The 10,887-nt window shown below is 67.2% G+C and carries 9 protein-coding genes; 4 read left to right on the top strand and 5 right to left on the bottom strand.

The window, feature by feature from the left end:
• A partial coding sequence (locus tag QZ951_RS15620; RefSeq protein WP_293002211.1) for a YCF48-related protein occupies window positions 1–613 on the bottom strand: 613 nt, incomplete at its 3' end.
• Window positions 614–1,439: 826 nt separating this feature from the next.
• Here QZ951_RS15620 and QZ951_RS15625 point away from each other — a divergent pair.
• Entirely contained in the window at window positions 1,440–4,490 is a 3,051-nt protein-coding gene (locus QZ951_RS15625) for a TonB-dependent receptor (RefSeq protein ID WP_293002213.1), read from the top strand.
• Between the two features lie 110 nt (window positions 4,491–4,600).
• Window positions 4,601–6,466 carry a hypothetical protein gene (locus QZ951_RS15630; RefSeq protein ID WP_293002215.1) on the top strand — a complete coding sequence of 622 codons (1,866 nt, stop codon included), beginning with the start codon at window positions 4,601–4,603 and terminating at the stop codon, window positions 6,464–6,466.
• Window positions 6,467–6,879: 413 nt separating this feature from the next.
• Here the strand turns inward: QZ951_RS15630 and QZ951_RS15635 are convergent, their stop codons facing one another.
• The 3 genes from QZ951_RS15635 to QZ951_RS15645 form a co-directional block, all read right to left on the bottom strand.
• Window positions 6,880–7,902: a DUF475 domain-containing protein gene (locus QZ951_RS15635; protein WP_293002217.1), complete on the bottom strand. Its 1,023-nt coding sequence runs from the start codon at window positions 7,900–7,902 to the stop codon at window positions 6,880–6,882.
• Window positions 7,903–8,051: 149 nt separating this feature from the next.
• The gene (rraA, locus tag QZ951_RS15640) at window positions 8,052–8,534 is read right to left on the bottom strand and encodes a ribonuclease E activity regulator RraA (RefSeq protein WP_293002220.1); all 483 of its coding nucleotides are present in this window, start codon (window positions 8,532–8,534) and stop codon (window positions 8,052–8,054) included.
• 44 nt (window positions 8,535–8,578) lie between these two features.
• On the bottom strand, window positions 8,579–9,088 hold the full coding sequence (locus tag QZ951_RS15645) for a disulfide bond formation protein B (RefSeq protein WP_293002222.1): 510 nt from the start codon (window positions 9,086–9,088) through the stop codon (window positions 8,579–8,581).
• A gap of 218 nt (window positions 9,089–9,306) precedes the next feature.
• Here QZ951_RS15645 and QZ951_RS15650 point away from each other — a divergent pair, with 218 nt between their 5' ends.
• Together QZ951_RS15650 and QZ951_RS15655 are read left to right on the top strand one after the other, a co-directional pair.
• Entirely contained in the window at window positions 9,307–10,281 is a 975-nt protein-coding gene (locus QZ951_RS15650) for a quinone oxidoreductase (protein ID WP_293002224.1), read from the top strand.
• 73 nt (window positions 10,282–10,354) lie between these two features.
• Entirely contained in the window at window positions 10,355–10,576 is a 222-nt protein-coding gene (locus QZ951_RS15655; RefSeq protein WP_293002226.1) for a hypothetical protein, read from the top strand.
• A 9-nt stretch (window positions 10,577–10,585) separates the two neighbouring features.
• Here the strand turns inward: QZ951_RS15655 and QZ951_RS15660 are convergent.
• On the bottom strand, window positions 10,586–10,887 hold a 302-nt coding region (locus QZ951_RS15660), incomplete at its 5' end, for a hypothetical protein (RefSeq protein WP_293002228.1).

A 10,887-nucleotide genomic window follows, 5' to 3' on the forward strand; every position in this document is an offset into this window, starting at 1 on the left:
TGGTGAGGTACTGACCGGTCCCGCTCGTCTGCGACGTCCACTGAGCGCCGCCGTTCGTCGTCGTCACGATCGTCCCGCCACTGCCCACCGCCCAGCCCCGCTGGCCATCGGCGAGGAACTGAACGCTATTGAGGGTCTGACCGGTCCCGCTCGTCTGCGACGTCCACTGACCGCCGCCGTTCGTCGTCGTCACGATCGTCCCGCCACTGCCCACCGCCCAGCCCCGCTGGCCATCGGCGAGGAACTGAACGCTGCTGAGGTTCTGACCGGTCCCGCTCGTCTGCGACGTCCACTGACCGCCGCCGTTCGTCGTCGTCACGATCGTCCCGCCATCTCCCACCGCCCAGCCCCGCTGGCCATCGGCGAGGAACTGAACGTCGTTAAGCGATGCCGAGATGGCCTGAAACCGCAGTCGTGGATTGCGCTCGACTGGATACAGCCAGAAATCGGGGGATGTCAGCGAGGAGAGCGCCATCCAGTCGTAGTTGCGCTGCTGAAGATCGTCGCGAGACGGCTGGACGATGGCCCATTGCGCGGCAAACGCCCAAATCAGTCCCAAGATGCCGAACTGGAGCCAGCGTCGATTCAGGACGGAGTTGCCTTTGAGCGCCATTGGTTGATATCCCGAGTGGCAAACCCCTGAAGCCGCTGTGGCTGCTGCGGGTTACCGTTGGTAGCTATTGCACCGGCCGGCAGGCCGCCACACCAAGGGGAAGGATCAATCGGGTACGCGGAACTGTGAGCCAGCGCACAGTTGGCGCCGTGTCGTCCGTTTGTCGAGTACCCACCGGCGTGCCGGCTGATGCATCCGGGCAGGCGCGACAGGCTCCGCGCTGCGTGATCGGCCGTGAAACCGGCAGCTTCTGCTTTTCGCGTTGCTCCCCCGCCGAAACGTCTCCCGGATTCGGCGCCATGCCCGCCCGTCAGGTGGCCGGTATTTCGACTGCGGGGCCGGTGCGCTGGCGTCCGCGGGGGCTCACCGGATGCCGGTCGTCGATAGAAGCGCGCTCGGCCGTGTGATGACCCGTGGGATTTCTTTTCTGCAGTGTTGTGACAGTTCGATGACAGCCAAGCGCAGGCGAATGGTGCGCCTCCGCAGTCCGCAATGGCCGGCATCTGCGCTTCGGTAGTGTCAATAACGCCAATTCTTACAAACACATAGGGAGCCGCGCCCGAAGCGGCCGACGTGTGGGCAACTCGTTCACGGCCCGCTCGACACCCGCGGCTCGGACGTGATCGACGGCGCCTGAATTCACGGTTTCGTCATATGCCGCCGGTACCTTGCGCACACCTCGAAGCGCCTCCCGCCCTTCGTGTCGCTCTACTACTGGGGAATTCCACACATGACGCGTGCCCGAATCGCCACGTCACTGCTTGCCATTGCTGTTGTCAGTCAAGTTGATGCTGCGCAAGTCGCACCGGGAGAGGTGTCGATTGCAGTGATCCGCAACGCGGAAGCGGTTGCCGGATTGAATGTCGTGGTCGATGGCAAGCCGGTCGGCGTGACCGACGAGAACGGTCGTCTCGGGTTCACGGCCGTCGGCGGGCTGCACCGGGTGGTGCTGAGCCGCGGCGATCAGGCTGTGGCCTTCACCGAATTCCGTCTGGGCGATGCCGATGCAGCCGAAATTGCCGTGACCCTGGCCACCGACAATGGTGACCCGAAGGTCGAGCGCGACATCTTCGACACCCGCGCCGCGAGTCTCGCCGAGATCAAGGGCACCGTGGCCGATACCGGCGGCAAGCCGCTGGCCGGCGTTGCCGTGTCCGCAACCGGAACGTCTGCGAAGACGACGACCGACGCCACCGGCGCCTTCAATCTGCGCGTGCCGCGCGGCGAATACACGGTGAAGGTTGCGCCGACGGGCGCGGCCGCGCAGGACATTGCCGGCGTGCGCGCTTCGCCGCTGCTCGGCGGGCCGCTCGCCGTCAGCGTCGCTGCCGCGACGCCGGCACCGGCTGAAACCAAGAGCAGCAGCGGTGCCACGACCTTGGGCACGGTGACCGTCAAAGGCGTGGTCAAGCGTCAGTCCGCAGTCACCAAGGAGCGCGTGGCGACCTCGGTGATCGACTCGGTTTCGGCCGAAGAAATCGCCGCCGCCGGCGACTCGAATGCCGGAGAAGCGATCCGCCGCGTGACCGGCGTCAGCGTGCAGAACAACGTGGTCGTGGTGCGTGGCCTCGGCGATCGCTACTCGACGACTCTGGTCAACGGCGCCGAAATCCCGAGCTTCAACCCGAGCCGCCGCGTGGTCTCGGTCGACGCGTTCCCGAGCGAATTCCTCGGCGGCCTGACCGTGCAGAAGACCTACTCCGCCGACCTGCCGGGCGAGTTCTCCGGCGGTGTCGCGCTGATCGAAACCCGGCCGACGCCGGACTTCGAAGCCGGCAGCATCAAGCTCAACGTCGGCGGCAACACGCAGACCACGCTGTCGCCGGTGCTGACCTATCAGGGTTCGGACTTCGACTACCTCGGCTTCGACGGCGGCCAGCGCGACCTGCCGCGCGCCTACCGCGATGTCACCAACAACGGCGCCAACACGCTCGGCGGCGCCACCTTGGCCGATCGCCTGAGCCTGCTGCAGGCGCTGCCGAACCTGTTCGACCTGCAGCGCATCGACAAGGCGCCGGCCGATTTCGGCGGCTCGCTGAGCTACGGCAATGTCTTCAAGCTCGGCGGCACGCAGAAGTTCGGCTTCCAGGTCACCGGTCTGTACGACACCAACCTGCGCTTCCGCCGCGAACGCCGCGGCGTGTTCACGGCCGGCGGTGGCGGTGGTCAGGACGTGTCGCGTCAGGACGTCGAAGACCTGCAGCGTTCCGAGCAGACCTTCGAGACCGGCGGCACCCTCGGTCTGGGCTACGAATACTCGAAGCAACACAAGGTCGATTTCGTCACGCTGCTCAGCCGCCAGACGCAGAAGGGCGCGTTCTTCGGCCGCGCCGTGGCCAGCGACGCCGGCTTCACGACCGATCAGGAGCGCGTCACGCTCGATTACGTCGAAGGCCAGCTGATCACCAACCAGCTGACCGGCAAGCACAACTTCGTCGACGCCGGTGGCCTGAAGGTGAAGTGGCAGGCCGGCTACTCGATCGCCGACCGCGACGTGCTCGACCGCCGCACGTACGGCCGCTTCCGCGCCGCCGGCACGCAGGACCCGTTCCTGATCGGCTTCGGCCAGTCCGGCGAAGCGTCGGAACCGCGCCGCACCTGGGAATTCCTCAACGACAAGACGCTCGACCTCGGCGTCGATTTCAGCCTGCCGTTCGAGTGGACCGACACGCTGCGCGGCGATCTCAAGTGGGGCGCGCGCGGCACCCGTCGTGACCGCGAATTCGAATCGGTGCGCTTCGCCTATTCGTCGCAGGCCACGCAGCGCAGCGAGCTGTTCCGCACGCTGCAGTTCGTGCCGAACCCGGAAAACGTGCTGACGCCGACCTTCTTCGGCCCGGGCGGCTTCGATCTGACCGACCTCAACGTCTCGATCCGCGGCGGCGGCAACGCCAACGTCTACGACGGCGCGCAGGACGTCAACGCGTTCTACGTGCTGACCGATCTGTTCGTCGGCGACCAGTTCGAGATCCAGGCCGGTGCCCGCATCGAGAATTCGACGATCGACGTCGAGACCGGCGATCCGGCCGGCGGCGCCACGGTGAATTCGCGTCTGACCGACAGCGACGTGCTGCCGAGCCTGAACGCGACCTGGTTCATCAGCCGCCAGACGCAGGTGCGCCTTGGCGTGTCGCAGTCGCTGAACCGTCCGCAGTTCCGCGAGCTGGCGGAAGTCGACTTCCTCGATCCGGAAACGCGCTTCCTGACGGTCGGCAACTCGCAGCTGGTCTCGGCCAAGCTGACCAACTACGACCTGCGCTTCGAGCAGTACTGGAGCAACACCAAGGCCGCGTCGATCGGCGTGTTCTACAAGGACATCAAGGACCCGATCGAATTCAACATCGACGCCTCGTCGGGCAACCAGGTGGTGCGCTCGTTCCAGAACGCCGATGGCGCCAAGGACTACGGCATCGAGCTCGATGCCCGCTATGACCTGAGCATCCTGAAGTCGGTCGCGCCGGCGCTGCAGTTCGCCTATGTCGCCGGCAACTTCTCGCGCATCGAATCGGAAGTGACGCTGCCGAACGGCTCCAAGCGCCAGCTGCAGGGCCAGTCGAACTACCTGGCCAACGCCACGCTCGGCTACACCAATCCGGCGACCCGCACCGACGTCACGCTGCTGTTCAACATCTTCGGCGACCGCCTCGCGGAAGTCGGCATCAACGATCTGCCGAACTCCACCGAGAAGTCGTACCCGGTGCTCGATTTCAACTTCCGTCAGGGCATCGGCCAGCACTGGCAGCTCGGCGTGAAGGCCAGAAACCTGTTGAACCCGCGCATCGACATCGAACAGGGCGTGTTCAACGGCCAGGCTGCGTTGCAGCGCAGCTACAAGCTCGGCCGCTCCGGCCAGATCAGCATCCAGTACCAGTTCTGACCTCACGGAGTGCCGGCGAAGGACTCCCCCCCTTGATCACGAAGCAGGCCCGCATAGCCGGTGCGGGGCCTGCAGCAGCAATCGCTACACGAACCCTCTGGAGACGAGAGATGCAGCTCAAGAAAACCGCAGTCATCGCGGCTGCCCTGATCGCAACTGGCCTGCTGGCCGCCTGCGACGGCACCGACCTGAACCCGAACACCACGACGATCAACATCGGCACCACCGGCGGCTCCGGCGGCGGCACCACCGGCGGAACCACCGGCGGCGGCACGACCGGCGGCACCACCGGCGGCAGCGTTGATCCGAACACCCCGCCGGCCGGCGCGCTGCGCGGCTCGCTCGGCGCCGGCACCGGCACCACGTTCACCGGCACCGGCCTGATCGATCCGTTCTCGATCGCGACCTACTTCGCGCTGTCGGGCTTCAACAACACGACGACGGTCGCCGGCCGCATCGACGCCACCGGCTATCCGATCACCGGCACCACCGGCCTCGCCGCCGGCTTCACCGCGCCGACCGTCTGGCCGCCGGTCACCGCCACCGACTCGACCTCGCTGCCGGTGCCGTCGACCGTGGTCAGCACCAGCTACATCGGTGCCTTCGATCCGGCCGTGACCCGCGCCAACGCCTGGACGGCGGGCTGGACGGTTCGCGTCAATGGCAACGACGACGTCTGGCGCTTCTTCGGCGGCGCCGCCGGCACCGCGCTGGCGGGCGCCTCGGTGGCGCAGGCCAACGGCACCTGCCCGGCCGGCACCACGCTGGTCGGCGACTTCGTGGCCCTGTTCGGTCCGCTGTCGCGTGACGAAACCGGCCTGTTCACCGGCACCGCCGCGACCGGCAACTACGACGTCTGCCGCCTGCCAGCCCGTTTCGGCGCCGCTGGCACGCTGACGCTGACCAACGACAACGTCTACGAAATCGAAGCCGACAGCTTCCCGGGCGCGGTCATCGGCAACGGCGACTTGACGCGTGGCGGCGCCGGCTATGCCGAAACGCCGTCGGTCCTCGCGATCCAGCCGGGTACGCTGGTCTATGCCTCGGGTCGTTCGGCGCTGGTCATCGGCCGCGGCGCGCAGATCATCGCCAACGGCACCGCCACGGCGCCGATCGTGCTGACCTCGCGTGCCCAGATCGCCAACCGCTTCGACGGCAACGCGGCCACGCCGACCGACGCCCCGGCCGGTGGCTGGGCGGGTCTCGCCCTGCTCGGCCGTGCGCCGGACAGCCAGTGCGCCGGCACCCCGCCGACCAGCTTCGACACCTGTGACGTGCTGATCGAAGGCAACGTCGGCCGTTACGGCGGCAACTCGCCGAACGACAGCTCGGGTTCGCTGCGCTACGTGATCGTTCGCGCCACCGGCTCAATCATCGCGGAAGGCAACGAGCTGCAGGGCATCACCGCCGGTGGCGTGGGCCGCGGCACCGTGATCGACTACGTGCAGGTGCACCGCTCGAACGATGACGGCATCGAATTCTTCGGCGGCAACGCGTTTGCGACGCACATGGTGTTCACCGGCGCCCAGGACGACTCGATCGACCTCGACAACGGCTTCACCGGCGGCGTGCAGTTCGCGCTCGTCATCCAGGAAAACGATCTGCCGAACTCCGGCTTCGAGATGGACGGCCGCTTTGCCCGCACGCCGGTCACCTTCCCGCTGTTCGCCAACATCACCGTGCTCGGCCCGCCGAACCGTCCGCTGCCGGCCGCGGGTGACCGCCTCGGCATGCTGGCCCGCGAAGGCATGCGCTTCTCGATCAACAACACGATCATCACTGGTGACTTCCCGTTCGGCTGCATCGACATCGATGACAACGACGGCAACGCCACGGTCGAGAACACCTTCAACCGCGTCAACGAAGCCGGCGGCTCGGCGACCACCGGTGGTCCGCACCTGCTGTTCCGCAACGTGATCGCGGACTGCTCGGCGGTGAACTTCCGCCAGAACGACGAAGTGCCGCCGGCGCCGTAAGCCGCCAGCGTTCCAATCGTCCCGCAGCATCAAGACGGGGCCGCGCGAGCGGTCCCGTTTTTTGTTGGGCGACGGGTTGGCGTGTGGCGGGGCTGACCTGCGTCCTGCCCCGGCCGCGTCAGCCGATTGCGACACGGCCGCTGGTGTCGGGCCGAGCCTCGATGGTCGAACGTCGAATCACCCTCGACCACCGTTGGCCGCACACGTGTCGTGGCGTGTCGTGGCGCGGCGCGGCAAGCGCTTGCCATTCGCCGTCGAACCACTGGAAGCGAGATCGGCATCCGCCTGCCGATAGCCGAAAGTCCCGGCGGCGCGCAATGTCCGGCAGGCGTCATCGCCGGACGCGGCGCGAGGTCACGCTCGATCGGGCGGCAGCGCGTCGGCAGGCCGCGGTGGCCTGCCCGGCCTGCCCGTTAGGCGCGCTGCTGCCGGCGGTTGTAGCGGATCGAGCTCCAGACCGACGCGACGATGAACGCCACGCCGAGCAGGCCGGTGACCACTTCCGGCACGTGCACGACGGTGCCGGCGATCATGATCACGGCCAGCATGCCGATCGCGTAATGGGCGCCGTGTTCGAGGAACACGTACTCGTCGAGCGTGCCCTTGTTGACCAGATAGACCGTCATCGAGCGCACGAACATCGCGCCGATGGCGAGCCCCAGCATGATGATCACCACGTCGCGGGTGATCGCGAAGGCGCCGATCACGCCATCGAACGAGAACGAGGCGTCGAGCACTTCCAGATACATGAAGGCGGCAAATCCGCTGCGCTTGACGCCATCGGCGGCAGCCTCGCCCGCTTCGCCGAACAGGCTGCCGAGGGCATCGACGGCGATGTACAGGATCACGCCGGCCAGCCCGGCCACCATCACCCGTTCTTCGAGCACGTCCGGCAGGAACCAGCGCGTGCCGAACAGCGTGATCAGCGATACCAGCACCGCCACGCTCTCGATCCGGCCGAGGCTGGCGAGCCAGCGTTCGCTGCGGCCCAGCCAGTGCAGCTGGCGCTTGTCGTTGAACAGGAAATTCAGGAACACGAGCAGCAGGAACATGCCGCCGAATGCCGCGATGGCCGGATAGGCATGGGTCAGCACGGCGCTGTACTGGTCCGGCTGGTTCAGCGCCATGTCGATCACCGGCGTCACGCCCAGATCGGTCGCAACGGCGACGATGACGATCGGAAACACCAGCCGCATGCCGAACACGGCGATCACGATGCCGACGGTCAGGAACAGCCGCCGCCAGTAGACGTTCATGTCCTTCAACACGCCGGCGTTGACCACGGCGTTGTCGAACGACAGCGACACTTCCAGCACCGCGAGCACGGCCGTGAGCCACAGGGCCGGCAGCAGGCCGACATCGGTCTGATAGCCCCAGATGCCAGCGGCGATCAGGCAGATCGCACTGATCAGGAAGGAACCGCGGAAATCACGCACTGTGCATCTCGCTGGAAAGGGAAGCCGCCGACGCTCACCACATCACTGTGGTGACGGATCGTGAAGTTCTGGAGGGGGCGGCAGGCGGCGGCTGCCGAACGGCGGTTCCGGCGGGACCGGAACCGCGTGCGGATCGCCGGACGTCGCGCTTACTTGCCGTGCACCGGCTTGTCGGTGACGACGATGCCGTCGGCATCGGCATACAGATAGGCGCCTGGCTTGAAACGCACGCCGGCGAATTCGACCACCTTGTCCTCGGCCGCCGTGTGCAGGCCCTTCTCGCTCTTGCGCGGATGGGTGCCGATGGCCTTGACGCCGATGTTCTGGTCGGAAATCTCCACCGAATCACGGATGTAGCCGTAGACGACGATGCCGGCCCAGCCGTTCTTCACACCGAGCTGGCCGAGATTGCCGCCGACCAGCGCACAGCGCGGCGAGCCGCCGCCGTCGACCACCAGCACCCGGCCCTTGCCCGGCGTTTCGAGCACGGCGCGCACCTGTGCGTTGTCCTCGAACACCTTCAGCGTCTTGATCGGGCCGTGAAAGTCGAGCTTGCCGCCGAAATCGGCAAACACGGGTTCGGCCACCTGGGCATCGGGATGGGCGTCGGAAATGTCGGTCGTGGCAATCATCGTGTCGGGGGTCTTGCGGTGGAGTGAGGCCAATCAGGGGCGCGTCAGGCGAAGATCGATTCGCGCTTCGCGAATTTCGGGGCGACCAGCGCCAGCAAGGTCAGCACGACGAAGGCGAGGAAGGTCCAGCCGGGCAGGCTGATGCCGAGGAAGGCGGCATCGATCTTGGCGCAGTTGCCGTCGCCCTTCAGCACCAGCTGCACGACTTCCATCACCGGCATCAGGCCCAGCAGGTAGTCGAGCGTCGGGCCGCAGGCCGGTACCTGATCCGGCGGCAGGCCCTGCAGCCAGACGTGGCGACCGGCGATGATCGCGCCGCCGACCGCAGCCAGCGCGGCCAGACCTGACCACAGCCAGCGCCCGCCGTGCTTCGGCGCGTGAATCGCCCCGGCGAGGAAGAACAGGCCGCTGATCAGCATCGCAATGCGCTGGAAGATGCACATCGGGCACGGCTCAAGTCCTTGAGCGTGCTGAAGAAACAGCGCGAAGGCCAGCCCGGACGCGCAGAACGCGAAGCCGGCCAGACTGTACTGGCGATAAGTGAACCGTGGCATTGCAACCCTGGATGTTCGGAGAATTCTTGAAGATGTGACCACGAACCGCCCGATGCGTTCTGTCGCGGCCCGTTTCGCACGGCGGCGGCGAAGCCACCGCAGCGACGCATGATCGCGGCAGGCCCGCTTTCGCACAACTGGCATTGACTGCGGCCACGTTCGCAGGACCGTCGGCGACCTCTACACTGCCCGCCTGCCCTGTCGACGAGTCACGCCCCATGAGCCTCAGTGTTCACATCCACCGGACCGGCGGCCCGGAAGTCCTCGAATTCGCCGATCTTCCGGTCGAAGCCCCGGCTGCAGGCGAAGTTACCGTGCGCCACACGGCGGTCGGCCTGAACTTCATCGATACCTACTTCCGCGCCGGCGTCTACAAGACGCCGTTGCCGAGCGGGCTCGGGCAGGAAGCGGCCGGTGTCGTCACCGCGATCAGCCCGGATGTCAGCGGCTTCGCCCTCGGCGATCGCGTGGCCTACGCCACCGGGCCGCTCGGTGCCTATTCGGAAATCCGCAATGTCGCCGCCGCGCGTCTGGTGCGCCTGCCGCCCACGGTCAGCGACGAAGCGGCTGCGGCGCTGATGCTCAAAGGCATGACCGCGTACTACCTCACGCACCTGACGCATGTGCTCCGGCCGGGCGAGACCGTGCTGGTGCACGCGGCCGCCGGCGGTGTCGGCAGCGTACTGGTGCCGTGGGCGAAGCATCTCGGCGCGCGCGTCATCGGCACCGCCGGCTCGCCCGACAAGGCCGCGCTGGCCACGTCGGCAGGCTGCGACGAGGTGATCCTGTATCGCGAGCAGGACGTCGCCGCCGAAGTGCGCCGACTGACCGATGGCCACGGCGTCGACGTGGTCTACGACTCGGTCGGCAAGGACACGTTCGAAGGCTCGCTGAACGCCTTGAAAGTGCGCGGCCTGTTCGTGTCCTACGGCAACGCTTCGGGCAAGGCCGCGCCGTTCGAGCCGGTGCTGCTGGCGGAAAAGGGCTCCCTGTTCTTCACCCGCCCGACGCTGGGCCACTACACCGCCACCCGCGAGGACCTGACCACCGCCGCCAACGCCTTGTTCGATGTCGTGGCCCGCGGCATCGTCACCGCGCAGGTCCATCAGCGCTACGCGCTGCGCGATGCCGCCCGGGCCCACCTCGATCTCGAATCGCGCAAGACCACCGGCGCCTCGGTGCTGATTCCGTGATTCCTGCCGCGGCAGAGCGACGCGCAGAACGAGGCTCGATGGTCCGTCGGTGTCGCCGCGCGTGAGTTCCGCCGTGTCCGATCGCGCGCTGACCCGCGCCCGTCACGCGACGGCCGGCTTCGGCATCGCGGCGATGATCTGCGCGGCCCTGGATCAGCACGGCATCGTGATGGCGATCTGCATGGCCGGCACGGTCGGATCGGTCGCGGTGCTGTGCTACCTGCGTCTGGCGACCGACGCCCGCAGCCTGCGCGCATTCCTGTTCGGCGGCCGCGACGCCGGCAAGCGCCGCTAGCACGCGGCCTCAGAGCTTCGGCCGGCGCTCCGGCGTCAGCGCATAGACGCCTTTCGCGACCAGCGGCCGACCTCGCTCATCGCAGCGGTACGGGTCGAGGTATTTCTTGGCTACCGGATCGAACACGGCGTTCAGTTCGAGAAATTCGACCAGCTTGACGATCGTCGGGCCGTCGGCCTTGCGGATCACCAGATAGTCGACCTGACCGTGTGCCGCCGCGCGGAACATCAGGTCCACCGGCCGGCCGTCTTCGAAGCCTTCGGCGAAGATCCAGCCGCCTTCGTCGTAGCGGCTCCAGCGCAGCGGTTCGG

This window comes from Nevskia sp., assembly GCF_021732705.1.
GTDB lineage: Bacteria > Pseudomonadota > Gammaproteobacteria > Nevskiales > Nevskiaceae > Nevskia.

What these genes read in the sequence shown, in the direction of transcription:
- QZ951_RS15630 (WP_293002215.1), top strand. Translation starts at nt 4,601, where the DNA reads ATGCAGCTCAAGAAAACCGCAGTCATCGCGGCTGCCCTGATCGCAACT.
- rraA (WP_293002220.1), bottom strand. Translation starts at nt 8,534, where the DNA reads ATGATTGCCACGACCGACATTTCCGACGCCCATCCCGATGCCCAGGTG.
- QZ951_RS15645 (WP_293002222.1), bottom strand. Translation starts at nt 9,088, where the DNA reads ATGCCACGGTTCACTTATCGCCAGTACAGTCTGGCCGGCTTCGCGTTC.
- QZ951_RS15650 (WP_293002224.1), top strand. Translation starts at nt 9,307, where the DNA reads ATGAGCCTCAGTGTTCACATCCACCGGACCGGCGGCCCGGAAGTCCTC.